Source organism: Janthinobacterium sp. TB1-E2 (assembly GCF_036885605.1).
Classification (GTDB): domain Bacteria; phylum Pseudomonadota; class Gammaproteobacteria; order Burkholderiales; family Burkholderiaceae_D; genus Janthinobacterium; species Janthinobacterium aestuarii.
The window spans coordinates 5,725,419-5,750,888 of record NZ_CP142523.1 but is presented as its reverse complement, the minus strand read 5'-3'; the positions used below and the strand labels follow the sequence as shown (position 1 = coordinate 5,750,888).

The following is a 25,470-nucleotide window of genomic DNA, read 5'->3' as shown; positions in this document are numbered from 1 at the left end:
AGGGGAGTTTCCTGCCGGCATGAAAAAAGGGGCAGCCTGTTCAGGCTGCCCCTTTTGCGTGGGAGAGTGCGTTCATTGCGGCGGACTACTCCTTGCCTGGCAGAATCAGCTCCGGCGTACACCCTTCGGCGGCAATGCCGTCGCAAGGCTTGGCCACAGCCGTACCGTCCTGTGCCCGTGGCGCATGGGGCTGGCGCAGGTAGCGCGACGTGTGGCGGTGCGCTTGCTGTGCGTTGCCATGCACGGGCCAGGTCAGGAAGCGGGACAGCTCCTGCAAGGCGCGCTGGTACACATCGCGTTTAAATTCAATGACGACATCGAGCGGGACCCAGTATTCATGCCAGCGCCAGGCGTCGAACTCGGGATGGTCGGTCAAGCGCAGATTGACGTCGTTATCGCGCGCGCACATTCTCAGCAGAAACCAAATCTGCTTCTGGCCACGGTAATGGCCGCGAATCTCGCGCTTGATGAAGTGGTCTGGCACTTCATAGCGCAGCCAGTCGCGGGTGCGGCCGACAATTTTGACGTGTTCCTGTCTGAGTCCGATTTCCTCTTCAAGTTCGCGAAACATGGCTTGTTCCGGTGTTTCGCCATATTTGATACCGCCTTGCGGAAACTGCCATGAGTGCTCGCGCACCCGCTTGCCCCACCACACCTCGTTCTGGGCGTTTAGCAGGATGATGCCGACGTTGGGCCGAAACCCTTCACGGTCGAGCATAATGCACCTCAAACTTTCTGCGACAGAGCGTCCTTTTTTACATAATTACCCACAACTTCGCAAGCCGGTGACCTTTTCGGGGTGCGAAAAGCGCCGGAATCGCACCAATTGAGCGCATTTGTGTAAAGTATGGACGCATCAGCCAGCTAATCCTTTAAAATTAGGTTGATTATAACCCTCTCTTTTTAAAAAGAATTCACCGTTATGCGCGCCTCCCGTTTTTTTATTTCCACACTTAAAGATGCACCTTCTGACGCGGAAATCGTCAGCCACCAATTGATGATGCGTGCAGGCATGATCAAACGCCTCGGTTCCGGCATCTATACCTACATGCCGATGGGCTTGCGCGTGATCCGCAAGGTGGAAGCCATCATCCGTGACGAGATGAACAAAGCCGCCGGTATCGAACTGCTGATGCCGCTCGTGCAGCCGGCCGAACTGTGGCAAGAGACGGGCCGCTGGACCAAGATGGGCGACGAACTGATGCGCGTGAAAGACCGCCACGGCCGCGAATACGCGATCCAGCCGACGTCGGAAGAAGTCATCACCGACGTCGTGCGCACGGAAATCAAGTCCTACCGCCAGTTGCCGTTGAATTTTTATCATATCCAGACCAAGTTCCGCGACGAGCGCCGCCCACGCTTCGGCCTGATGCGCGGCCGCGAATTCACGATGAAGGACGCGTACTCGTTCGACCGCGACCTGGCCGGCATGCAAGCGTCGTACAAGGTCATGTTTGACGCCTACACGCGCATCTTCACGCGTTTCGGCCTGAAATTCCGCGCCGTGGCAGCCGATAACGGCGCCATCGGCGGTTCCGGTTCGCACGAATTCCACGTCATCGCCCACACGGGCGAAGACGCGCTCGTGTACTGCCCGACGTCCGACTACGCGGCCAACATGGAAGCGGCCGAAGCGCTGCCGCCAGCGGGCGAGCGCCCGGCCGCCGCCCAGGCACTGACGAAAACGGCCACGCCGGACACCGTCAAGTGCGAAACCGTGGCTACCCTGCTGGGTATCGAGCTGTCGCGCACCGTGAAAACGATCGCCCTGACCGTGGAAACGACGGGCAAGGACGAGAAAGTCACGAAACAGCATTTCATGCTGCTGCTGCGCGGCGACCATGAATTGAACGAGATCAAGGTGGGCAAGGTTGCCGGCCTGGCCGGTCACCGTTTCTCGACGGAAGCGGAAATCCTGGAAGTCTACGGCACGATTCCCGGCTACCTGGGCCCGATCGGCACCAAAGCGCCCGTCACCGTGGTGGCGGACCGCACGGTCGCCCACATGAGCGACTTCGTGTGCGGCGCGAATGACGCCGGTTTCCACTACACGGGCGCCAACTGGGGCCGCGACGTGGCCGAGCCTGCCATCGTGGCCGACTTGCGCAATGTCGTCGCCGGCGACGCTTCGCCGGACGGCCAGGGCGCACTGGCGATTGAGCGCGGCATCGAAGTGGGCCACGTGTTCCAGTTGGGTACGGCGTACTCGGAAAGCATGAAAGCCACCTTCCTCGATGAAAACGGCAAACCTGCGCCGCTGCAGATGGGTTGCTACGGCATCGGCGTGACGCGCATCCTGGGCGCCGCCATCGAACAGAACTTCGACGACAAGGGTATCATCTGGCCCGCGTCGATCGCGCCATTCGAGGTCGTGCTGTGCCCGATGGGCATGGACCGCAGCGAACTGGTCAAGGAAGAGACGGAGAAGCTGTACGCGGCCCTGCAAGGCGCTGGCGTGGACGTCATCGTCGACGACCGCGGCTTGCGTCCAGGCGCCATGTTCGCCGACTGGGAGCTGATCGGCGTGCCGCACCGCATCGTCATCGGCGAGCGCGGCCTGAAAGAAGGCAAGCTGGAATACCAGGGCCGCCGCGACGCGGAAGCAACTGGCGTGGCGCCGGAAGAGATCGTCGCCTTCATCCAGGGCCAAATGGCGCAGTGAAGCGTCTATCCGTAAGCAAGACGGCTGGCGCGCTCGCGCTGGCCGCCTGTCTGGCCTGCGTCTCTCCGGCGCAGGCCGGCAACCAGAAGGAAGAGGCGCTGGCCGACTCCGTCCGTTTGGCCCTGTCGCACGCGATCCGCGACGAACGCCCGCCGCAACCCAAATTTGCCACGCCCGCCGACTTGCAGCGCTACCAGCAATGGCTGGCGCAGATGTCGTCGCGCCTGCAGCGCAAGCTGCCGGACGCCCAGCTGCGCACGGAATTCCTGGAAACCGTATGGTACGAATCGCGCCGCGCGGGCCTGGAGCCGGCCCTCGTGCTGGGCCTGATCCAGGTGGAGTCGGCCTACCGCAAATACGCCGTCTCGCTAGCTGGCGCGCGCGGCTACATGCAAGTGATGCCATTCTGGACGGGCGTCATCGGCGACCATGACCGCAGCAAGCTGTTTCATATGCAGACGAATCTGCGCTACGGCTGCGCGATCCTGCGCATGTACCTGGATATGGAAAAGGGTGATTTATACCTGGCGCTGGGGCGGTACAACGGCAGCCGGGGCAGGGCCGAGTATCCGAATGCCGTGCGGGCGGCTTGGAAGCAGTGGGAATTCAAATGAAGGCTGGGGTCAGACCCCCGGCAGCGTTGGCGCAGAGCTCTGTGTTAACGGTGTTGAGGGTCTGACCCCAAAATGCCCAAAAAAATGCCCCGCTCGCAGTAAAGCGGCGGGGCACTCACACGGCGTAGACGCCCTGTGCGTATCTGATTATTTCAAATGATCGGAGATCAGTTTGGTCATTTCAAACATGGAGACTTGGGCTTTGCCGCCGAAAACTGCTTTCAGCTTGTCGTCCGCATTGATCATGCGGCGGTTGGCCGGATCTTGCAGATCGAGTTTTTTGATGTAATCCCATACCTTTTTGGTCACTTCCGTGCGCGGCAGTGGTGCTGCGCCAACAACGGCGGCCAGATCTTTCGATGGCGTCATTGCTTTCATGAATGCTGCGTTTGGCTTGCGTGGTGTTGCCGGTGCTGCCGCTTTCTTCGCCGCTGCTGGTTTAGCTGCTGCCTTGGCTGCGGGTGCTGCTTTCTTGGCGGCTGCAGGCTTGGCTGCTGCTGCTTTGGCTGGCGCTGCTACTGGGGTTTTTTTGGCTGTTGCCATCTTCGAGCCTCCTTAACAAACACATGGGAAATTGCGCAATTAATCGCACGGCTAATATTGGTGTGGATTTACCTAGTATGCAAGTGTTTTTCACGTTTTCACGAGGAAAAAGCAGGGAAATGGCAATGCTGTCGCCCGGGCGCACCGCTTGGGAGCGCAGAACGGCGTTTTTGCCCGTAAATGGCATGGTTGCTTGCTATGCGGGGAGGGGGGCTGCTGAGGGAGGGAACAGTGATGCCGGACACATGAAAATGCAATCCGGCATTATTTAGAACGATGTTTTTACTTGGGTGTGCGGCGTAATGAATGCCGTCGAAGTCCCCGCGAGCGGGGACTTCGACGCCTTACCTCATCCCAGGCATCATGCCCTTCATGGAGCGCATCATCTTCATCATGCCGCCGCCCGACAATTTCTTCATCATCGTCTGCATTTGCTCGAATTGCGTCAGCATGCGGTTCACTTCCTGCACCTGCACGCCGGCGCCGGCGGCGATACGGCGCTTGCGCGTGGCCTTGATCAGTTCAGGCTTGGCGCGTTCCTGCGGCGTCATCGAATCGATGATGCCGCACATGCGGCGCACCTGTTTGTCGGCTTGATCCATGTTCTTGCCGCCTGCCGCCTGCTGGAACTGGGCCGGCAGCTTGTCCATCAGGTTGGCCATGCCGCCCATTTTCTTCATCTGGCCCAGTTGCGCCTTGAAGTCGTTCATGTCGAACTTGCCGCCAACCTTGATCTTCTGCGCCAGATCGGCCGCCGCCTTGCTGTCGACGCCCTTGCGCGCTTCTTCCACCAGGGCGAGGATGTCGCCCATGCCCAGGATGCGGTTGGCCATGCGGGTCGGGTCGAACGCTTCCAGGCCGTCGAGTTTTTCCGAGACACCGGCAAACTTGATCGGTTTGCCCGTGATGTGGCGCACGGACAGGGCCGCACCGCCGCGCGCATCGCCATCGAGCTTGGTCAGCACGATACCGGTCAGCGGCAGGGCATCATTGAAGGCTTTCGCCGTGTTGATGGCGTCCTGGCCCAGCATGGCGTCGACGACAAACAGGGTTTCGATCGGTTTCACGGCGCCGTGGACGGCGGCGATTTCGCGCATCATCTCTTCGTCGATACCGAGACGGCCCGCCGTATCGATGATCAGCACGTCGTGGTAATGCTTTTTCGCCCAGTCCAGCGCGGCCAGCGCGATATCGACCGGCTTGTCCGTGCTGGTGGACGGGAAGAAGTCGGCGCCCACCTGGGCGGTGACCGATTGCAGCTGGGCGATCGCGGCGGGACGGTACACGTCGGCCGAGACGGTCAGCACTTTCTTCTTCTTTTCTTCCTTCAGGTATTTCGCCAGCTTGCCGACGGTGGTGGTTTTACCCACACCCTGCAGACCGGCCATCAGGATGATGGCGGGCGGCTGCTGCGCAAAGCTGATCTGCGACGCTTCCGGTCCCAGGTCGGCGCCCATCAGGGCGGCCAGCTCGCGCTGCACCACGCCCACCAGGGCCTGGCCTGGCGTGAGCGAGGAAATGACATCCTCGCCCATGGCTTTTTCTTTGACTTTGGCGATGAATTCGCGCACGGCGGGCAGGGCGACGTCGGCTTCGAGCAGCGCCAGGCGCACTTCGCGCAGCATGTCGGCGGTGTTCGCTTCGGTCAGGCGCGCCTCGCCGCGCATGGTCTTGACGACTTTGGCAAGCCGTTGGGTGAGATTATCTAGCATGATGAACCTGCAATGAAAAGCTTGGGAGTGGGCGGCGCAAGCCGGACGATGGCCGCCATTTTACCCCATCGCGGGTGGCTGGCGGTCCCGCGCTGCACCGCCTGGCGGTTGGCCGGCGTTTGAATTACTTGGTATTTCTGGCAATGCCGCGATTGCATGAATGGCAGGAACGCGGTTAGAATGAGAATAATTCTTATTTACATTCTCGGGCGCCGCACGTCCGGGCGGAAAGGGATGCCATGTCGGCCGCCGATTTTGCACAGCAACAAGACCTGCACGCGCTCTACAGCAGCCATCACGGCTGGCTGCAGGGCTGGCTGCGGCATAAGCTGGGCAATGCGGGCGAGGCGGCGGACCTGGCGCAAGACACCTTCGTCAGCGTGCTGACGGCCGATGCCGCGCCGCAGATCCGTGAAGCGCGGCCTTTTCTGGCCACCATCGCGCGCCGCCTGGTGGCGCATCGCCACCGCCGGCAAGTGCTGGAAGACGCCTATCTGGAAGCGCTGGCTTGCCTGCCGCCCGAAGTGGCGCCCGCGCCGGAAGAGCGGCTGCTGGCGCTGGAAGCCTTGCAGGAAATCGACCAGGCCCTGGCTGGCTTGCCCGCGCCCGTGCGCACGGCGTTCCTGCTGGCGCAACTGGAAGGGCTCAGCTATGCCGAGATCGCCGCGCGCCTGAACGTGTCGGCCAGCTCGGTCAAGCAATACCTGACGCGCGCCAACCGCCAGGTGTTTTTCTCGCTGCCGGCATGAGCAAGGTGGGCAATGCTGCGGCCCCGGCGGCCATCCGCGAGGACGTGCAGCAGCAGGCGGCCGAATGGCTGACCATGCTGATGTCGGGCGAGATGGACGCGGCGCAACAGGCCGCCTGGCAGCGCTGGCGCGAGGCGGACCCGGAACATGAGCGGGCCTGGCGGCATATCGAAGCCGTGTCGCAGCGCTTCAACGGCTTGCACCGCGGTGCGGCTGCGCAGGCGCTGGCCGGCACGCAGCAGAAAACCGTCAACGGCAAGCGGCGCCAGTTGCTGGCGTGGCTGGGCGTGGCGGCCGGCGGCGGCATGCTGGCCGCGCAGACGGATGCCTGGGATGGCGTGCGCATCCTGCGCGCCGACTACCGCACGGCCACGGGCGAGCGGCGCGAGGTGGCGCTGGACGATGGCAGTGTGCTCAGCCTGAATACGGGATCGGCCGTGAACGTGCGTTTCGATGCCAGCCGCCGCCTGATCGAGCTGCTGGCCGGCGAAATCCTCGTCACCAGCGGCCATGGCGCCGGCAGCGGCGCGCCTTTGGTGGTGGCCACGCGCGAAGGCCTGGTGCGCACGCTGGGCACGCGCTTTGCCGTGCGCCAGCAGGATGACTACAGCACCGTGGACGTGTTTGACAGCGCTGTTGAAATCCGTCCCCGCGACGGCGGCGCACCCTTGCTGCTGGCGGCCGGGCACGGCGTGGCATTTTCCCGCCACGCGCTGGACGCGCCGCACGCCCTCGGTGCGTATGCGGACGCCTGGTCGCACGGGCAGCTGATCGTCGACGACGTGACCTTGGGCGATTTCCTGGCCGACCTGGCCCGCTACCGCCCCGGCGTGATCGACTGCGCACCGGCGGTGGCCCAGCTGCGCCTGTCGGGCGTGTTCCCGCTGGCCGACACGCAGCGCATTTTGAACATGCTGCCCAATTCCCTGCCCGTGCAGGTGCGCAGCCGCACGCGCTACTGGGTGACGGTCGAACCGGCCATGTCATTAAAAAATATTTAGCCATCCGGCTGCCCGTTTTTCGTTTTCGCGGCACCTACAGAGTAGGGCGCCTGTTTTTCACCGTCTGATGACGCCACTACTATCAGGAACTTGCATGTCTCACGCTTTGAATTTTGTCAGTTTGCCGTCTCCTCACTCTGCATTGCGTCCGCTGGCGCAAGCGGCTGCGGCCCTGTGCCTGGCCGCCAGCCTGCCGGCCATCGCGCAGCAGGCGCCAGCTACTCCCGCGACCGAACAGACCATGCTCGGCGTGTCCGTCACGGCGGGGCGCGATGCGACAACGGAAGGCAGCGGCTCGTACACGACAGGCGTGAGCAACACGGCAACCAAGCTGAACCTGTCGCTGCGCGAAACGCCGCAGTCGGTCAGCGTGCTGACGCGCCAGCAGATCGACGACCTGGGCATCACGACCCTGGACGACGCCGTGCAGTCGATCACGGGGCTGGTTATGCAAAAGGGCAACTTTACGGGCGATTCGGGCAGTTTCAGCGCACGCGGCTTTCCAATCGATAACATCTTGTTCGATGGCTTGCCTACCAGCCTGGGCGCGAACGGCACCTTCAATGGCGACAATGACGACCTGGCCATCTACGACCGCATCGAAGTGGTGCGCGGCGCCACGGGCTTGATGACGGGCAGCGGCACGCCCAGCGCGGCCATCAACATGGTGCGCAAGCGCCCGACGGCCACGCCGCAAGCGTCATTCTCGGCCAGCGTGGGCAGCTGGAGCAACTACCGCCTGGAAGCCGATGCGGCCAACGCGCTCAATGAAGCGAAGACCCTGCGCGGGCGCATCGTCGTGACGGTGCAGGACAAGAAGGATTTTGTCGACGTGCTGCATGGCCGCAACCACCAGCTGTACGGCATCATCGAAGCGGACCTGCGCCCCGACACCACCTTGACGGTGGGCGCCCACTACCGCAAGACGGACAACGACGGCGTCTCGACGGGCGTGGTGACGGCTGCCGACGGCCGCTTTTTGAATTTGCCCCGCTCCACTTACCTGGGCAGCGAATTCGATGACTGGCGCCAGACGGATAAAACCATCTTCGCCGAACTGGAACACCGCTTTGCCAATGGCTGGAAAGCCATGCTGGCAGCCACGCGCAAGACGCCCGAGATCGACACGACGTTTTCCGGCATCAACCGCCGCGGCGACACCCTGCGCTTCAATTCGCAAAGCTACCGCGCCGAACTGGCCAACACCAGCTACGACGCGTATGCGAGCGGCAGCTACAGCCTGTTCGGCCGCGAGCACGAGCTGACCGTCGGCGCCAGCCACCGCCGCTCGTCGAAAAACAGCTATGGCGGCTGGGCACCGTACAGCTGGGGCGCGGCGGCGCCGGTGCTCGACCCGTTCCACTGGGATGCGGGCAGCGTGGCGCGTCCCGTCATCAACTACGCGCAGTGGCGCACGGCCAGCATCACCGAGCAAAGCGGCGTGTATGCGGGCACGCGCATGCGCCTGGCCGACCCGCTGTCGCTGGTGCTGGGCGGGCGCGTGAGCTGGTACAAGGACGATGCCGGCTACTCGGTGGCGCGCGAATTCACGCCGTACGCCGGTGTCGTGTATGACCTCGACAAGCAGCATTCCGTGTACGCCAGCTGGACCGAGATCTTCCAGCCGCAGGCGGCCACCGACGCCCATGCGCAGCCATTGAAGCCGATCAGCGGCACCAACTATGAAGCGGGCGTGAAGGGCGAATACTTCGGCGGCGCTCTCAATGCCAGCGCGGCCGTGTTCCAGATCCGCCAGCAAAACCGCGGCGTGGACGACCTGGCCGGCCCGAACCCCTGTCCTGGCAGCACGTGGGGCTATTGCCAGCGCGCGTCGGGCGAAGTGCGCAGCGAAGGCGTGGAGCTGGACGTGGCGGGCGCGCTGACGCCCGACTGGCAGCTGTCGGCCGGTTTTACCTATGTGAAGGCGCAATTCAAGCGCGACAGCGATCCGGCCAATATCGGCAAGGATTTCAACAGCCGCTATCCGCGCCAGCAGCTCAAGCTGGCCACCAGCTACCGCCTGTCCGGCGCGGCGCAGGGCTGGCGCGTCGGCGCTTCCTTGTACGGCCAGGGCGCGACCGAATCGAATGACGGCACCTACCATCTGCGCCAGGGCCGCTACGCGATCGTGGGCCTGAACGCGGCGTGGCAGATCGACAGCCGCGCCGAGCTGCGCCTGAACGTGAACAATGCGCTCGACAAGCACTACTACCAGAGCATCTATTCCGATGTCTTCGGCAACATGGTGGGAGCGCCGCGCAACCTGATGCTGACCTTGAACTACAAACTGTAAATAACCGCTTTTGAATGATCTATCTTGATGAAGGATGCATGGCTTATGGAAGTGCAGTTGAATCGGGCCCGCGACGGTGTGAGCCAGCGTATGCCACAGGGAGCGCCGCGATGATGAAATCGGCCCACATGATGTTGTTCTCGCGCGTGCTCGCCGCCATCTTTGGCGGCTATGCACTGACGTCCGGCGTGGCCGTGCTGCTGGCGGCCGTGCTGCCGCTGTCGCGTGCCGAAGCCGTGCTGACGGCTACCCTGAGCGCCTTCGTCGTCTATACCTGCGCCGTGATCTGGGTCTTTGCCGTGCAGGACCTGCGCCGCGCCTGGCTCGGCATGCTGCTGCCGGCCATCGCCTGCGGCGGCATCGGCCTGCTGCTGTCGCGGGGTGCCGCATGAACGCCGTCAAGGTAGACAAAGTGGCCAAGACGCCGCAGCAGGGCGGCTTGCGCCAGGCCATGGCCTGGCTGCATACATGGAGTGGCCTGTGGATTTCCTGGCTGCTGTTCGCCATTTTCCTCACCGGCACCCTGGCCGTCTTCGACGAGCCGATCACCCACTGGATGACGCCCGAGCATGCACTGGAAGAGGCGGCGCATGCAAACGATCCGCCGCTGCCGAAGGTCACGGACCGTGGGCACCGCCTGGAACTGGCGCTCGACTTCATGGCGAAGGAACATCCGAAGGCGGACATGTGGGAAATCTGGCCCGTGCAGCGTCCCAGCCACGGCCTGTCCGCCTACTGGTTCCAGCCCGCCGGCGGCTATGGCTCGGCGGACCTCGATCCGCTGACGGGCGCCGTCATCGAACATGCGCGCGAGGCAACGGAGCGCGACACCATCGGCGGCCACCATTTCGTCGATTTTCACTACGAGCTGCACGCGGGACGCATCGGCGTGTGGATCGTCGCCATCACCACCATGATCATGCTGGTGGCGCTGGTGAGCGGCGTCATCACGCACAAGCGCATCTTCAAGGATTTCTTCACCTTCCGCCCGGCCAAGGGCCAGCGTTCGTGGCTCGACGCGCACAACGCGGTGGCCGTGCTGACCTTGCCGTTCCAGTTCATGATCGCCTACACGGGGCTGGCCTTCTTCAGCGATGACTATGTGCCGGCCCCCGTGGTGGCGCAATACGGCATGGACAACGCCAAGAAGGCTTTCCTGGCCGACTGGAACGATGTGGGCAAGCCCGCGAAGACAGGCCAGCCGCTGGCCATTCCCGCGCTGGAACCGTACGCGCTGCGCGCCGAGCAGGCTATCGGCCAGGAAATCCGCGCCGTGGTGCTGGACAACCCGAACGACGCCTCCATGCGCGTGTGCATGTACGGCTGGAATGAAGAGACGGACACGATGGAACGCATCAGCGCCAACACGGGCAGGGCTTGCTATGCGCTGGCCACCGGTGAGCAGGTCGCCTTGCGCCGTCCCGGCGAGTCGGATACGGGCGGCGCGGGCCTGACGCGCGCCGTCATGTCGAACCTGCACATGGTGGGCTTTGGCGGTACGCCGATGCGCTGGCTGTACTTCTTCTGCGGCCTGGCCGGCACAGCCATGATGGGCACGGGCGCCATCCTGTTCATGGTCAAGCGCCGCCAGAAGTCCGGCGGCGAGTTCGGCACCTACACGCAGCGCGTGTACCGCACCGTCGCCTGCCTGAACGTGGCGGCGATTGCCGGCCTGTCCATCGCCTGCGTGGGCTTCCTGTGGGCCAACCGCCTGATTCCCGTCGGCGTCGAACACCGCGCCGGCTGGGAATTGCGCGCCTTCTTCGGCGTGTGGTTTGTGATGCTGGTGCACGCCTGCCTGCGCGCGGAAAAGCGCGCGTGGATCGAGCAACTGGGCTTGCTGGCGGCTCTGTGCCTGCTGCTACCGGTGCTCAATGTACTGAGCACGGGCGACAATCTGGCGGCGCAGATCGCGCGCGGCGACTGGGAAAGTGCCGGCGTGGAACTGGGCAGCATGGCCTTCGGCCTGCTGGCCGCCTGGGGCGCGTGGAAAGTCCACAAGCGCAAGGAAAAACCGGCCAGCAAGGCCGCCGCCAGGGAAAGCGCCGCGCCCACGGCCAGCCTGCAAATTAATACGGAAGGACAGTCATGATCCCTACCATCCTGTGCGCGCTGGGCCTGTCGTATGCGGGCATGGCCAGCCTCTCCTTGGCGATGGACCGCCACCATGGCCAGGTCTGGGGCAGGGATGCGGCGCCGAACGTGCGGCGCGCGCTGCAACTGGCGGGCGCGGTCCTGCTGGCGCTGGCCATCTGGCCCTGCGTGGCCGGCTGGAGCGCGACCGTCGGCGTCGTCGCCTGGCTTGGTTTCATATCGGCCGGCGCGCTGCTGGTGGCCCTGTTGCTGCCGTATGCGCCCAGCTTGCTGTTTCGTAGTTCCCTGCTGGCAGCCGTCGCCGCGCTGGCAGGTCTTGTGACGTTCCTGCGGTGATATTCACCGCCATTTTCAAGGATAGACCGATGCACTTTTCACGTTTGGCGACACCGACCGATGTTGTGACTATATTGAAAGCGGCCGCCTGATGGGGGCCCGCCTGCCTTCCCGCCGCGCCCGCATCCTGGGCGGCGTGGTCTTGCTGGTGCTGTTCGGCGCCGGCGCCCTGTGGGCCACGCGCGGCCCGAGCACCGTGTTCGACACGGCGCCCGTCAAGCGCGGCAACATCGAAGCGAGCGTCACGGCCATCGGCACCTTGCAGCCGCAAACCTATGTCGACGTGGGCGCGCAGGTGTCGGGCCAGATCACGCGTTTGCACGTGCAGCCGGGCAGCGACGTCGATAAAGGCCAGCTGCTGGCCGAGATCGACCCCAGCGTGCAGCAAGCCACGGTCGATGCGGGCCGCGCCGCGCTGGCGGGCTTGCGCGCGCAGCTGGCCGACCAGCAGGCGCAGCACCGGCTGGCGGGCCAGCAGCACGTGCGCCAGAAGCAGATGGCCAAGTTCGATTCGACCCCCTTGGCCGACCTGGAAACGGCCGAAGCCACGCTGGCCTCGGCCGGCGCCAAGATCGACCACCTGAAGGCGCAGATCGACCAGACCCAGGCCAGCCTGAAGGCGGACGAGGCGCGCCTCGGTTACACGCGCATCTACGCGCCGATGGCCGGCAAGGTGGTGGGCCTGGACGCGAAGGAAGGGCAAACCCTGAACGCCACGTACCAGACGCCGAACATCCTGCGCATCGCCGACCTGTCGGCCATGACGGTATGGACGGAAGTGTCGGAAGCGGACGTGCGCCGCGTGCGCCCGGACATGCCCGTGTATTTCACCACCCTGGGCGGCGACCAGCGGCGCTGGAGCGGCAAGGTGCGCCAAGTCCTGCCTGCGCCGCCAGTGCCCGGCGGTTCCGCCGCCGGCACGGCCCTGGCGCCGTCGACCAGCAAGGTGATCTTGTATACAGTGCTGTTCGACGTCGATAACGCGGACGGCGAACTGATGCCGCAGATGACGGCGCAAGTGGTGTTCGTCACGGCGGCGGCGAACAATGTGCTGGCCGTGCCCTTGCCGGCCCTGAAACCGTCGACGGAAGAAGGCGCCAAGCCGGGGCAGTTCACGGCCCGCGTGATGGGTGCGGACGGCAAGGTCGATACGCGCGCCGTCACCGTCGGCGTGCGCAACCGCCTCAGCGCGGAAGTGCTGCAAGGCTTGCGCGAAGGCGAATTGCTGGTCACAGGCGAGCAGCCATCGAACAGCGGCGCCAGCAGGTTCCAGCTGTGAGCGCGATGAGCGAGGCCAGGTCGCTGGGACAAGCAGGAGAACCTGGCCAGCCGGCGCCATTGATTGAACTTGCTGGCATCCGCAAGCGCTACGGCGGCCACGATGGCGCGCCGGCCGTGGAAGTGCTGCGCGGCCTGACCTTGTCGATTGGCGCCGGCGAATTCGTTGCCATCGTCGGCGCCTCCGGTTCCGGCAAGTCGACCCTGATGCATTTGCTGGGGTGCCTGGACCGCCCCAGCGACGGCACGTACCGCTTCGCCGGCCATGACGTGGCCAGCCTGAACCCCGATGAACTGGCGTGGCTGCGGCGCGAAGCGTTCGGTTTCGTCTTCCAGGGGTATCACCTGATCGCCACGGAATCGGCGCGCGAAAACGTGGAAGTGCCGGCCCTGTACGCGGGCATGCCGGCGGCGGCCCGCCATGCGCGCTCGGAAGCGCTGCTCAAGCGCCTGGGCCTCGGTGAACGTTTGGATCACCGGCCGAACCAGTTGTCGGGCGGGCAGCAGCAGCGTGTGTCGATCGCGCGCGCCCTGATGAATGGCGGGCGCATCATTCTCGCCGATGAGCCGACGGGGGCGTTAGATAGCAGCAGCGGCGCCGAAGTCATGGCCCTGCTGGGCGAACTGGCCGATGCGGGCCACACCATCATCCTCATTACGCATGACCGCAAGGTGGCGGCCCAGGCGCGCCGGGTGATCGAGATCAGCGATGGCGAAATCGTCGAAGACTTGGGCGCCATCGCCATTCCCGCCACGTCGACGGCCCTGCCACCGCTTGACATGTCGCGCGCCGCCCACGACACTGGCGCGTCGCTGGGCACGGAATTGCTCGACGCGGCCCGCGCGGCCTGGCGCGTGCTGTGGATCAACCGCTTCCGCACGGGATTGACCTTGCTCGGCATCGTCATCGGCGTCGCTTCCGTGATCGTCATGCTGGCCATCGGCCTGGGCACGCGCCAGCAGGTGATGGCGCAACTGGGCGCGTTCGGCTCGAATCTGCTGTACATGGCGTCGCGCGGCGAAAGCTCGCGCATCCCCGGGCGCAGCATTACCCTGGCCGACCTCGATGCGCTCAAGGACGTGCCGGGCATTTCCCACGTGCTGCCTAACGTCACGGGCAACAAGGTGATACGCCACGGCAACCTCGACGTGCAGACCTATGTGCGCGGCACGGGGCCGGCCCTGCCGCAGATCCAGACCTGGCCCGTGGCCAAGGGCGGCTTCTTTACCGAGGAAGACGAGCGCGAGATGGCGACCGTGGCTGTGCTGGGCGCGCACCTGGCGGAAAAGCTGATGCCCGACGTACCCAACCCCGTGGGGCAGAGCATCCTGATCGGCAACGTGCCGTTCCAGGTGATCGGCGTGATGAGCGCGAAGGGCGCGCTGACGGGCGAGAAGGATGAAGACGACGTGCTGCTGCTGCCGTTTTCCACGGCCGGCATCCGCGTCTTCGGCCAGCGCGAGCCCACCTACACGGTGATGGCGGTGGACGACGTCAAGCGCGTGACGGAGGTGGAGGCGGCGGTCGACGCCACCATGTTCGAGCGCCACCGCATCCGCGACTACGGCATCAGCAACGCGGCCGCCTCGATCGCCGCCGAAGCCAAGACGCAGGACAACATGACCATGATGCTCAGCCTGATTGCGGTCGTCTCGCTGGTGGTGGGCGGCATCGGCGTCATGAACGTGATGCTGATGACGGTGCGCGAGCGCACGCGCGAAATCGGCATCCGCATGGCGACGGGCGCGCGCCGGCGGGACATCCTGCGCCAGTTCCTCACCGAAGCCGTGCTGGTGTCGGTGGTGGGCGGCGTGGCCGGCATCGTGGTCGGCGTGACGGTGGCCGGCTTGCTGCTGGTGTGGGACGTGCCGGTGATCTTTTCCCTGAGCGCCATTGCCGGCGCGTTTGCCTGCGCCGTGGTGACGGGGCTGGTATTTGGCTTCATGCCGGCGCGCAAGGCGTCGGGACTCGATCCGGTCGTGGCGCTGGCTGGACAGTAATAACAGGCAGTAATAACAACGCCGGCAGCGTGGCTGCCGGCAAAAAAATGTTGCCCTGGCTCTAACACGCGGTACTATCTCCTGATAATAAAAGCAGTGTTTCGCGTGCCCTTGCGGGCACACACCAACCACCACAGGAGAACCCGATGCAGAAAAAATCAACCCTGAAGACCGGTATCGCCGCCGCCCTCATGCTGGCCTTCGGCATGGGCGCCGTGCAGGCGCAGGAAGTCGTGCGCCTGGGCAATTTGAAATTCGCCCATTACGGCGCCGTGTCGTACATCAAGGAAATCGCGCCCAAGTGCGGCATCAAGGTCGAAGAGCATATCTTTGCCAAGGGCCTCGACGTGATGCAGGCGATTATCGCGGGCGAGCTGGACGTTGGCGCGACGGCGTCCGAAGCGGCCATTTCCGGCCGCGCCGGCGGTGCCCCGATCTATGTGGTCGCCGGTTTTGCCAAGGGCGGCGCGCGCCTGGTGGGCGGGGCGGGGCAAAAGATCACCAGCGTCAAGGAGTTGAAGGGCAAGCGCGTGGGCGTGACGCGCGGCGGCATCCAGGAAGTGCTGCTGCTGGCCGAGCTGTCGCAGGCGGGCCTGACGTACTCGGAAACCAAGGGCAAGGATGTGCAGCTGGTATTTCTCGCCTACGCCGACTTGAACCAGGCGCTGATGGGCAAGAATATCGACGCGATGATGCAGTCCGAGCCGCAATCGTCGCAGGCGATCAACAAGGGTTTCGGCACTGAGGTCATCAAACCGTACGACACGCCGATCGGCGAGCCCGTGCGGACCATGGTGATGACGGAAAAGTTCTACAAGGAACGCCGTCCCGTGGCGGAAAAATTCATGCGCTGCTTCGTCGAAGCGACCAAGACCTTTATCGACAACAAGGCGACGGCGGAAAAATATGTGCGCGAAGTCGTGTTCCGCGGCCAGATCACGAAGGATGACTTCGACGACGCGATCAGCAATTCGCCGTATTCGTACGATATCTCGCCCGAGCATATCCAGATCACCACGGACGTGATGGTGAAAACGGGCGTGGGCCGCATGACGAAGCCGCCCGTGGCCAAGGACTGGGTCAAGACGGACTTGCTGGAGCAGGCGAAAAAGAGCCTGAACGTGAAGTAAATCAGGCAGCCATGAAAAAAACCTCCGCACCAGCGATGGCGCGGAGGTTTTTTTATGGAAGGGTGGCCTTAGCGGGCGTTAAAACCCATCCAGCCCTTCTCCGTTTGGCGGAAGCTCAGCGTGTAGATGCGGGTCAGCTCATCGCCTTTCTTCAGCTGGCGGCTGATGATGGCGCCGTAATTGTCTTGCACGAGCTGGTCCGACCATTGCATCAGGTTATCGAAACGCTCGGCCGTCATCGCCGCCTGGCGCGCCAGCAGCGGCGCGGGAATCGCCTTCTTTTCCTGCTGCTGCACCCAGAATTCGCGGAAGACCTTGTTCTCTCCGCCCATGCCGCGCGCCATCAGGCCCAGGCCCATGGTCATGCCCACGGAGCCGTCCGTCTTTGCCTGCGTTTCGAGCTTGTCGGCCACGTCGGCCAGCAATTCCAGGTAGCCCACCTTGGCGCGCAGCACGGCCGAGCCCTTGATTTCGTACTGTTCGTTCTCTTTCCAGCCGTTCAGCTTTTCCAGCTTTGCAATGTCGAAGTACTCCTTGTACAGGTCATAGCTTTGGATGGACGTGCGGAAATACTCCTCGTATGTGGATTGGGAAGGCGCATCTTTCATGCAACCGCTTAATACGGTGCAGGCGGCCAGCAGGAGACAGGTCCAGGAAATTTTTTTGAAAGAAAACATGGCGGTGGTGGGCGAGTGGCGAAAAGTGAAAGATTGTTGCTCTATGGACATAATTATAGGGCTGGCTCATCCAGATGGCAACGTGGCCGTGACGCGGCGGCAGTGCGCCGCAGGAAAGATTGCCAAAATCTTGAGGGTGCGCTACCCCGCCGCGCCCGAGGCGCGATATCATGGCAGGCTTGCGGTGTCGGCTGGCGGCGAATTGCCTGCAGCCCATACTGTCGCTTGAATCGCGCTTGCCGGCTATGGTGTAAACTTAAACTATGCAGATCTATTTCTTTTTCATCGCCGCCCTGTTGTATGCGGCGTGCGCGGTGCTTCCCTCGTCCCGTGCCCGGCTCATTGCCGGCCTGACCGGCGTCGCCTGGCTGGCGCACGCCGCCACCCTGTGGTTCGACCTGATGGCGCCGGGCACCTTGCGCTTCGGTTTTTCCGCCATGCTGTCGGCCGCGCTGTGGGTGTCGGTGGGCGCCTACTGGATAGAGAACCGCAATTTCAGCCTGGACGGACTGCGCCGCATGGTCATGCCCAGCGCCGTCCTCGCCATTGGCCTGGCCTGGGCCTTTCCTGGCAGCCAGGTCAGCATGGAAGGCAAGTCGGCCGTCTTCGGCTGGCATATTGCCGTGGCCGTGCTCGCCTACAGCACCCTGACGATTGCCGCTTTTCACGCCGTGCTGATGGCGCTGCAGGAATCGCGTTTGCATACGCGCAGCGAAAGCCGCGGCTTCATCGGCACGGCGCTGGACCAGCTGCCAGCCCTGCTGACGATGGAAAAGCTGCTGTTCCGCATGATCGGCCTGGGATTTATTTTGCTCAGCCTGACCGTACTGTCGGGCATCGTGTTTTCCGAACAACTGTTTGGCAAGGCGCTCAACTGGGATCACAAATCCGTGTTTACCATGCTGTCGTGGCTGCTGTTTGCCTCGCTGCTGGCAGGCCGGCGCTTTCGCGGCTGGCGCGGCAAGACGGCCCTGAGCTTTACCCTGGCCGGTTTCGCCACCTTGCTGCTGGCCTATGTCGGCAGCCGTTTTGTACTGGAAGTGGTTTTACACCGAGGATTCGCATGACACGTGTTTTATTCTGGCTGGCGCTGGTGTTCCTGGTGCTGTTTGCGATCCGCAGCAAGATCCGTGGCATGCAGCAACGGGCCCGCGCGCAGCAACAACAGCAGCCGAACCCGTTTGCGCCGCCCGGCCGGCCGCAGGAATTGCCTGATGCCGAGCTGATGCTGTGCTGCGCCCACTGCGGCGTGTACTACCCGGCCTCCGAAAACGTGCAGGCCAAGGGCCACGATTACTGCAGCCACGCGCACGCCACCTTGTAAGGGCAGGCCCGCAGGTGCGCTCGCGTTGCTCATCCGTATCGTAACGTCCTCCGGCCTCCGTCCGGCGTAGCATCTGCATGAGGCGGTTCGCCGCCGCCATTGCGGAAAGGCGCGCTTCCATGTCCCGTCCCAATCCTGGTCCGGATACCGTGACCGCCACCGGCATGCCGCCGGCGCCGCAACTGAGCGGCAACTCGCTGCCCATGCAGGCGCTGCGCGCGCAGATCGGCCGCATCGCCCGCTGTGGCGCGCCGGTGGCCATCCGCGGCGAATCGGGCACGGGCAAGGAACTGGCGGCGCGCGCCATCCATGCGCAGGGCGCGCGCGCCAGCTTCCCGTTTATCGCCGTCAACTGCGGCGCTATTCCCGAAGCGCTGATGGAAGCGGAATTCTTCGGCTGCCGCCCGGGCGCCTATACGGGCGCGCTGCACGAACGCCAGGGTTTGTTCCAGGCGGCCCATGGCGGCAGTTTGCTGCTCGATGAAGTCGACGATCTGCCGCTGGCCATGCAGGTAAAACTGTTGCGCGTGCTGCAGGAGCGCCGCGTGCGCAAGCTGGGCGGCAGCAGCGACGAAGCCGTCGACGTGCGCATCCTGTGCGCGAGCCAGCATGGCCTGGCGCGCGGCGTGGCCGCCGGCACATTCCGCCAGGACCTGTTTTACCGGCTCAACGTGATCGAGCTGGCGCTGCCGCCGTTGCGCGAGCGGCGCGGCGATCTGCAGGTATTATGTGAGGTGATCCTCGCGCGCCTGTCGCCACGCCGGACCGTGAGCCTGGCGCCGCCGGTGCTGGCGGCCCTGGGTGCGTATGCGTTTCCCGGCAATGTGCGTGAACTGGAAAACGTGCTGGAGCGGGCGCTGGCGTTTGCCGACGGCGGCGTGATCGCGCTCGACGGGCTGGCCTTGCCATCCACGGCGGGCACTATGCCCTTGCGGGCGGCGCCGGCACTGCCGGCACTGCCGGACTTGCCGGAGCGGCAACTGTGCCTGCCCGGCATGGCCGCGCATGGCGTGGCCCCCGTCCTGCCGCTCGACGTGTATTTGCGCCAGGCCGAGCGCGACATGATCATGCTGGCGCTGGCACAGGCGCGCTACCACCGCGCAAGGGCGGCGCGCCAGCTGGGCTTGAGCGTGCGCCAGTTGCGTTACCGCATGCAGAAATTGACGATACAGGAAGCTTTACTTGATGAGCGTATGGACGATAGATGAAGATGGCTGGTGCGCTGGCGCGCTGCGCTATGACTCGCCGCACCACGATGCGCGCCCGGACGGTACGCAAGTCGACTTGCTGGTGATCCATAACATCAGCTTGCCGGGTGGCCACTTTGGCGGGCCGCATGTGTCGGACTTGTTTACGGGCCGGGTAGATTATAATGCCGATCCTTCTTTCGCCGACCTGCGTGGCTTGCAGGTGTCGGCGCACTTTTTTGTGCGGCGCGATGGTGCGCTGCTGCAATATGTTTCTACTGATCAACGTGCCTGGCATGCGGGCGCGTCCATGTTTGAAGGACGCCCGCAGTGCAATGGCTATTCCATCGGTATCGAAATGGAAGGCGCGGACGACGTGCCCTTCCAGCGGCGGCAATACCATGTGCTGGCGGCGCTGACGGCGGCGCTGGTGGCGCGCTACGGGCTGTCGCAGGTGCGCGGGCACGAGCATATCGCGCCGGGGAGGAAGACGGATCCGGGGCCGTTTTTTGACTGGCATTTTTATCAAAAATGCTGGCTGGAAATCTTGCGCGGGCAGCCTGCGTTAGCGCTTACTTCGCGGGGATTGGGCTTTCCATCCATACCCTGAAAAGTCAACCGAAATCGTATATGAAAATACAAAAAATTACGCCGGCGGATGCCGGAAAACTATTGCATCACCCTCCGATGGGTACTACAATTAGTGCAGAAGTTGGATGTAAAGACTATATCTAGTGCCATCACAGACGTTTTCAGAATTATTGTCAAAGCTACCCGGATTGCTGATAAAGCACTGGAACTGGCGGTTTATCACCCTTGATCGTGTTTCGCGCCAGCCGGGCAGTACGGTGTGGCGATATGGCTTCTGACTCTGTTTTATGCATTAATAATTTACTATTTAGCAACAAATACCTGAAGAAACCCTGACCATCGGGCGTTCTATTCAACAACACACGCGGCAGCAAAACTGCAGGCTGACTTTAGCTGACAACGGGAGCTTCAATGCAATCACCACAAGATATTTCCATCCATCCAACGCCAGTATCGCCAGCGCCAGGCGCGGCCAACAGCGTGGCGAGCACGGGCGCGGCATTGGGCGACTATCGCATCATCCGCCGCAACGGTGCGGTGGTGGCATTTGAGCCTTCGAAGATCGCGATCGCCATGACCAAGGCGTTTTTGGCCGTTAACGGCGGCCAGGGCGCAGCCTCGGCACGCATCCGCGAACTGGTGGAACAGCTGACGGACGGCGTCGTTGCCGCGCTGGTGCGCCGCCATCCGGGCGGCGGCACCTTCCATATCGAAGATGTGCAAGACCAGGTGGAACTGTCGCTGATGCGTTCGGGCGAGCACGACGTGGCGCGTGCCTACGTGCTGTACCGCGCCAAGCACATGGAAGAGCGCCGCCTGCAGAAGGAAGCGCAAGGCGCGTCCGCGCAAGTGACCGCGCCCCAGCTGAACGTCACCGACAACGGCGTGCGCCGCCTGCTGGACATGCAGGAAGTGCGCGACCTGATCAACGCCGCCTGCGCCGGCCTGGAAAAGCACGTCGATGCCGACGCCATCCTGGCTGAAACCGTGAAAAACCTGTACGACGGCGTGCCTGTCGAAGAGCTGCACAAGTCGGCCATCCTGGCGGCGCGCGCACTGATGGAAAAAGATCCGGCCTACAGCCAGGTCACGGCCCGCATCCTGCTGCACACGGTGCGCAAGGAAGTGTTCGGCAAGGAAGTGCCGCAAGCGGCCGCTGCCGCTGAATACCTGACGTATTTCCCGCAATACATTGCCAAGGGTATCGCCGCTGAGCTGCTGAACCCGGTACTCGCCAGTTTCGACCTGGAGCGCCTGGCCAAAGCCATCGTCGCCGACCGCGACTTGCAGTTCGGCTACATCGGCCTGCAAACCCTGTATGACCGCTACTTCCTGCACATCCAGGACGTGCGCATCGAAATGCCGCAAGCGTTCTACATGCGCGTGGCCATGGGCCTTGCGCTGAACGAAGCGGACCGCGAAGCACGCGCCATCGAGTTCTACAGTCTGCTGTCCTCGTTCGACTTCATGAGCTCGACGCCGACCCTGTTCAATTCGGGCACCCTGCGCTCGCAGCTGTCGTCGTGCTACCTGAGCACCGTCTCCGATGACCTGGAAGGCATCTACGACGCCATCAAGGACAATGCGCTGCTGGCCAAGTTTGCCGGCGGCCTGGGCAACGACTGGACGCCAGTGCGCGCCCTGGGCGCCCACATCAAGGGCACCAACGGCAAGTCGCAAGGCGTGGTACCGTTCCTGAAAGTGGTCAACGACACTGCCGTGGCAGTCAACCAGGGCGGCAAACGCAAGGGCGCTGTCTGCGCCTACCTGGAAACCTGGCACATGGACATCGAGGAATTCCTCGACCTGCGCAAGAACACGGGCGACGACCGCCGCCGCACGCACGACATGAACACGGCGAACTGGATTCCCGACATGTTCATGAAGCGCGTCATGGAAAAAGGCGACTGGACCCTGTTCTCGCCATCGGACACGCCAGACCTGCACGACAAGGTCGGCAAGGCTTTTGAACAGGCTTACCTGGGCTATGAAGCCAAGGCCGCCGCCGGCGAAATCCGCGTCTTCAAGAAGATCGCCGCGCTGGACCTGTGGCGCAAGATGCTGTCGATGCTGTTTGAAACGGGCCACCCATGGATCACGTTCAAGGATCCTTGCAACATCCGCAGCCCGCAGTCGCACGTCGGCGTCGTCCACAGCTCGAACCTGTGCACGGAAATCACGCTGAACACGGGCCCTGACGAAATCGCCGTCTGCAACCTCGGTTCCGTCAACATGCCGGCGCACATGAAGGAAGGCAAGCTCGATCACGTCAAGCTGGCCAAGACCATCCGCACCGCCATGCGCATGCTCGACAACGTCATCGACATCAACTACTACGCCGTCGACAAGGCGCGCAATTCGAACATGCGCCACCGTCCGGTCGGCATGGGCGTGATGGGCTTCCAGGACTGCCTGCACATGATGCGCGTGCCGTTCGCCTCGGACGCCGCCGTATCGTTTGCCGACACCTCGATGGAAGCCGTCTGCTACTACGCCTACCTGGCGTCGACGGAACTGGCCGAAGAGCGCGGCCGCTATGAGTCGTACGCCGGCTCGCTGTGGGACCGCGGCATCCTGCCGCAGGATTCGGTCAAACTGCTGGCCGAAGAGCGCGGCGGCTACCTGGAAGTCGATTCCTCGTCGGCCATGGACTGGACTCCGGTGCGCGAACGCATCGCCAAGTTCGGCATGCGCAATTCGAACTGCGTGGCGATCGCCCCGACGGCGACGATTTCGAACATCATCGGCGTGTCGGCCTGTATCGAGCCGACGTTCCAGAACCTGTACGTGAAATCGAACCTGTCGGGCGAATTCACCGAGATCAACGGCTACCTGGTGCGCGACCTGAAGGCACGCGACCTGTGGGATGAAGTCATGATCTCCGACCTGAAGTACTTCGACGGCTCGCTGGTGAAGATCGACCGCATCCCGCAAGACCTGCGCGATATCTACGCCACCGCCTTTGAAGTGTCGCCAAGCTGGCTGGTGGAAGCGGCTTCGCGTCGCCAGAAGTGGATCGACCAGGCTCAGTCGCTGAACATCTACATGGCTGGTGCATCGGGCAAGAAACTGGACGAGACCTACAAGCTGGCATGGCTGCGTGGCCTGAAAACCACCTACTACCTGCGTACCATCGCCGCTACCCACATGGAGAAATCGACCTCCAAGACGGGCGCCCTGAACGCCGTGGCAGTCGACGGCGGCATGTCGGCCAGCGCGCAAAGCGCCCAGGCAGCGGCCGTGGCGGCAGCAGCGGTGGCCGTGGCGCCAGTGGTGGCAGCGGCAGCGGACGACGCCGATGGCGAAGCGTGCTACCTGCGTCCGGGTGATGACGGTTTCGAAGAGTGCGAAGCCTGCCAGTAAAAACCTGCTGCGCAGCCCCCTCTCGGGTTCTGTGTTGCTCACCGTACTAAAGTACGGCTGCGCTACTCGACCCGATATCGGGCTTGCTCGCGACGGTTTTTAAAAAATTTAAAGTTGTCAGCCCAGAGCGTCTGGGCTGATTCAATGTTGTCAATATCCGCATTGTCCGATTCAACGGGCCTGTTGCGGATCGCCGGCTCGCCGGCATGGAAAGGAAGAAGAATATGTCGTTGTCATGGGATGATGAAACCACGTCGGCAGCTGTGCCGCGTCCGGCGCAGCAAGCGCCACTGGGAAATACCGAATTGAACCTGCCGGCAGGTGCCGAGCCGTCCGAAGCGAACGCCGAGCAAGTGGCGCGCCGCGTGAATGCCGACGACAAGCGCATCATCAACGGCAAGACGGACGTCAACCAGCTGGTGCCGTTCAAGTACAAATGGGCGTGGGACAAATACCTGGCCGGCTGCGCCAACCACTGGATGCCGCAGGAAGTGAACATGCAGCGTGATATCGAGCTGTGGAAGAACCCGAACGGCCTGACGGACGACGAGCGCCGCCTGGTCAAGCGCAACCTGGGCTTCTTCGTGACGGCCGACTCGCTGGCCGCCAACAACATCGTGCTGGGCACCTACCGCCACATCACGGCGCCCGAGTGCCGCCAGTACCTGCTGCGCCAGGCGTTCGAGGAAGCGATCCACACGCACGCTTACCAGTACATCGTCGAATCGCTGGGCCTGGACGAAGGCGAGATCTTCAACGCCTACAACGAAGTCAAGTCGATCCGCGACAAGGATGAATTCCTGATCCCGTTCATCAACACCCTGACCGACCCTGCGTTCGTCACCGGCACGGTGGAAAACGACCAGAAGCTGCTCAAATCCCTGATCGTGTTTGCCTGCCTGATGGAAGGCTTGTTCTTCTACGTCGGCTTCACGCAGATCCTGGCGTTGGGCCGCCAGAACAAGATGATGGGCGCGGCCGAGCAGTACCAGTACATCTTGCGCGACGAATCGATGCACTGCAACTTCGGCATCGACTTGATCAACACGATCAAGATGGAAAACCCGCAGCTGTGGACGGCCGAATTCCGCGAAGAGATTAAAGTGTTGTTCATGCAGGCCGTGGAACTGGAATACGCATACGCGGAAGACACCATGCCGCGCGGCGTGCTGGGTCTGAACGCGCCGATGTTCAAGGGCTATTTGCGCTTCATCGCCAACCGCCGCGCGCAGCAGATCGGCATCGAGCCGCTGTTCGCCCAGGAAGAAAATCCATTCCCATGGATGAGCGAAATGATCGACATGAAGAAGGAACGCAACTTCTTCGAGACGCGCGTGACGGAATACCAGACCGGCGGCGCGCTGAACTGGGAATAAGCCAGCCGATAGCGTCACAACTCATGTATGTAACAAAGGCCTCGCAAATGCGGGGCCTTTTGCTATCTGGAGAGCTTATTGCATCGGGCTCACACGGTCGGGATGGTGCGGCCCGTGATCAGCACGCGCTTGTCCTTGAAATCGGTATTCATGCGCCGATCTCCAGGGTCTGGATGCGATTGCTGGCGAGCGTGAAGGCAAAGCGCAGCGCCAGCGGGCTGCCGGGGAAACTGCCGCTGACGCTGCCGGTGACCACGCAGCGCGCGCCCTGGGTGTCGGCCGAGATGGGGCTGACGGTGGCGCCGTACTGCTGGCTGCCAGCTTCTTTCCAGGCCTGGATGGCGGCATGGCCCGCGTGGGTCCGGCCTTCGTCGTGAACGACGCCATCGGCGGCGAAGCATTGCGCCACGGCCTTGCTATCGTGATGCTTGTCGGCGCTAAAGTAGTCGCCGACGATGGCCGGCATGAGGAGAGACATGGTGCTTCCTTTCGGTGAAGAGGCAGGGAGCGACCATCATATGGCCTTCAATTGCAGAGAA

General features: G+C 63.2%; 23 protein-coding genes. 18 read left to right on the top strand and 5 right to left on the bottom strand.

Annotation, left to right across the window (positions count from 1 at the left end):
* Positions 1 to 85: 85 nt before the first annotated feature.
* The gene (locus OPV09_RS25930; RefSeq protein WP_034746553.1) at positions 86 to 718 is read right to left on the bottom strand and encodes an RNA pyrophosphohydrolase; all 633 of its coding nucleotides are present in this window, start codon (positions 716 to 718) and stop codon (positions 86 to 88) included.
* A 204-nt stretch (positions 719 to 922) separates the two neighbouring features.
* Between OPV09_RS25930 and OPV09_RS25925 the strand changes: the two genes are divergently transcribed.
* Positions 923 to 2,662 carry a proline--tRNA ligase gene (locus OPV09_RS25925; protein ID WP_219327925.1) on the top strand — a complete coding sequence of 580 codons (1,740 nt, stop codon included), beginning with the start codon at positions 923 to 925 and terminating at the stop codon, positions 2,660 to 2,662.
* Positions 2,659 to 3,276, top strand: a complete 618-nt coding sequence (locus OPV09_RS25920) for a lytic transglycosylase domain-containing protein (RefSeq protein WP_219327924.1) — start codon at positions 2,659 to 2,661, stop codon at positions 3,274 to 3,276. The genes OPV09_RS25925 and OPV09_RS25920 overlap by 4 nt, the downstream gene beginning before the upstream one ends.
* A gap of 147 nt (positions 3,277 to 3,423) precedes the next feature.
* On the opposite strand, the gene OPV09_RS25915 is transcribed toward OPV09_RS25920, so the two are convergent.
* Both OPV09_RS25915 and ffh read right to left on the bottom strand, forming a co-directional pair.
* Entirely contained in the window at positions 3,424 to 3,819 is a 396-nt protein-coding gene (locus OPV09_RS25915; protein WP_071650146.1) for an SWIB/MDM2 domain-containing protein, read from the bottom strand.
* 344 nt (positions 3,820 to 4,163) lie between these two features.
* A complete protein-coding gene (gene ffh / locus OPV09_RS25910) occupies positions 4,164 to 5,531 on the bottom strand; it encodes a signal recognition particle protein (protein WP_034746567.1) in 1,368 nt (455 codons plus the stop codon).
* A gap of 239 nt (positions 5,532 to 5,770) precedes the next feature.
* Between ffh and OPV09_RS25905 the strand changes: the two genes are divergently transcribed.
* The 9 genes from OPV09_RS25905 (at position 5,771) to OPV09_RS25865 (ending at position 16,413) form a co-directional block, all read left to right on the top strand.
* Positions 5,771 to 6,280 carry a sigma-70 family RNA polymerase sigma factor gene (locus OPV09_RS25905; RefSeq protein WP_072455039.1) on the top strand — a complete coding sequence of 170 codons (510 nt, stop codon included), beginning with the start codon at positions 5,771 to 5,773 and terminating at the stop codon, positions 6,278 to 6,280.
* Positions 6,277 to 7,281 (top strand): FecR domain-containing protein, encoded by a 1,005-nt coding sequence (locus tag OPV09_RS25900; protein WP_338679751.1) that lies wholly within the window; start codon positions 6,277 to 6,279, stop codon positions 7,279 to 7,281. The genes OPV09_RS25905 and OPV09_RS25900 overlap by 4 nt, the downstream gene beginning before the upstream one ends.
* A gap of 94 nt (positions 7,282 to 7,375) precedes the next feature.
* The gene (locus OPV09_RS25895; protein ID WP_200872977.1) at positions 7,376 to 9,574 is read left to right on the top strand and encodes a TonB-dependent siderophore receptor; all 2,199 of its coding nucleotides are present in this window, start codon (positions 7,376 to 7,378) and stop codon (positions 9,572 to 9,574) included.
* Positions 9,575 to 9,684: 110 nt separating this feature from the next.
* Positions 9,685 to 9,966: a hypothetical protein gene (locus OPV09_RS25890; protein WP_080698408.1), complete on the top strand. Its 282-nt coding sequence runs from the start codon at positions 9,685 to 9,687 to the stop codon at positions 9,964 to 9,966.
* A complete protein-coding gene (locus OPV09_RS25885; RefSeq protein WP_338679750.1) occupies positions 9,963 to 11,666 on the top strand; it encodes a PepSY-associated TM helix domain-containing protein in 1,704 nt (567 codons plus the stop codon). Before OPV09_RS25890 ends, OPV09_RS25885 begins: the two co-directional genes overlap by 4 nt.
* Positions 11,663 to 12,004, top strand: coding sequence for a DUF3325 domain-containing protein (locus OPV09_RS25880; RefSeq protein WP_338679749.1), 342 nt, complete (start codon positions 11,663 to 11,665; stop codon positions 12,002 to 12,004). The genes OPV09_RS25885 and OPV09_RS25880 overlap by 4 nt, the downstream gene beginning before the upstream one ends.
* 91 nt (positions 12,005 to 12,095) lie before the next feature.
* Positions 12,096 to 13,283 (top strand): efflux RND transporter periplasmic adaptor subunit, encoded by a 1,188-nt coding sequence (locus OPV09_RS25875; protein WP_338679748.1) that lies wholly within the window; start codon positions 12,096 to 12,098, stop codon positions 13,281 to 13,283.
* A 5-nt stretch (positions 13,284 to 13,288) separates the two neighbouring features.
* A complete protein-coding gene (locus tag OPV09_RS25870; RefSeq protein WP_338679747.1) occupies positions 13,289 to 15,283 on the top strand; it encodes a MacB family efflux pump subunit in 1,995 nt (664 codons plus the stop codon).
* Positions 15,284 to 15,429: 146 nt separating this feature from the next.
* On the top strand, positions 15,430 to 16,413 hold the full coding sequence (locus tag OPV09_RS25865) for an ABC transporter substrate-binding protein (RefSeq protein ID WP_034746579.1): 984 nt from the start codon (positions 15,430 to 15,432) through the stop codon (positions 16,411 to 16,413).
* 68 nt (positions 16,414 to 16,481) lie between these two features.
* Here OPV09_RS25865 and OPV09_RS25860 read toward each other — a convergent pair whose 3' ends face one another.
* Positions 16,482 to 17,021, bottom strand: a complete 540-nt coding sequence (locus tag OPV09_RS25860; RefSeq protein WP_070301191.1) for a hypothetical protein — start codon at positions 17,019 to 17,021, stop codon at positions 16,482 to 16,484.
* Here OPV09_RS25860 and OPV09_RS25855 point away from each other — a divergent pair.
* The 7 genes from OPV09_RS25855 (at position 17,020) to OPV09_RS25825 (ending at position 24,931) form a co-directional block, all read left to right on the top strand.
* Positions 17,020 to 17,319: a hypothetical protein gene (locus OPV09_RS25855; protein ID WP_338679746.1), complete on the top strand. Its 300-nt coding sequence runs from the start codon at positions 17,020 to 17,022 to the stop codon at positions 17,317 to 17,319. The two genes, OPV09_RS25860 and OPV09_RS25855, sit on opposite strands and share 2 nt — an antisense overlap.
* 34 nt (positions 17,320 to 17,353) lie before the next feature.
* The gene (locus OPV09_RS25850; protein ID WP_046684240.1) at positions 17,354 to 18,157 is read left to right on the top strand and encodes a cytochrome C assembly family protein; all 804 of its coding nucleotides are present in this window, start codon (positions 17,354 to 17,356) and stop codon (positions 18,155 to 18,157) included.
* Positions 18,154 to 18,414: a PP0621 family protein gene (locus OPV09_RS25845; protein WP_034746591.1), complete on the top strand. Its 261-nt coding sequence runs from the start codon at positions 18,154 to 18,156 to the stop codon at positions 18,412 to 18,414. Before OPV09_RS25850 ends, OPV09_RS25845 begins: the two co-directional genes overlap by 4 nt.
* Positions 18,415 to 18,533: 119 nt before the next feature.
* Positions 18,534 to 19,622 (top strand): sigma-54 dependent transcriptional regulator, encoded by a 1,089-nt coding sequence (locus tag OPV09_RS25840; RefSeq protein ID WP_338679745.1) that lies wholly within the window; start codon positions 18,534 to 18,536, stop codon positions 19,620 to 19,622.
* Positions 19,600 to 20,211 (top strand): 1,6-anhydro-N-acetylmuramyl-L-alanine amidase AmpD, encoded by a 612-nt coding sequence (ampD, locus tag OPV09_RS25835; protein WP_338682374.1) that lies wholly within the window; start codon positions 19,600 to 19,602, stop codon positions 20,209 to 20,211. The genes OPV09_RS25840 and ampD overlap by 23 nt, the downstream gene beginning before the upstream one ends.
* Positions 20,212 to 20,603: 392 nt before the next feature.
* Entirely contained in the window at positions 20,604 to 23,555 is a 2,952-nt protein-coding gene (locus tag OPV09_RS25830) for a ribonucleoside-diphosphate reductase subunit alpha (protein ID WP_338679744.1), read from the top strand.
* 224 nt (positions 23,556 to 23,779) lie between these two features.
* Complete coding sequence (locus OPV09_RS25825) at positions 23,780 to 24,931, top strand: ribonucleotide-diphosphate reductase subunit beta (RefSeq protein WP_034746600.1); 1,152 nt, start codon at positions 23,780 to 23,782, stop codon at positions 24,929 to 24,931.
* A 148-nt stretch (positions 24,932 to 25,079) separates the two neighbouring features.
* Here the strand turns inward: OPV09_RS25825 and OPV09_RS25820 are convergent, their stop codons facing one another.
* Positions 25,080 to 25,409, bottom strand: coding sequence for a nuclear transport factor 2 family protein (locus tag OPV09_RS25820; protein ID WP_338679741.1), 330 nt, complete (start codon positions 25,407 to 25,409; stop codon positions 25,080 to 25,082).
* Positions 25,410 to 25,470 lie beyond the last annotated feature (61 nt).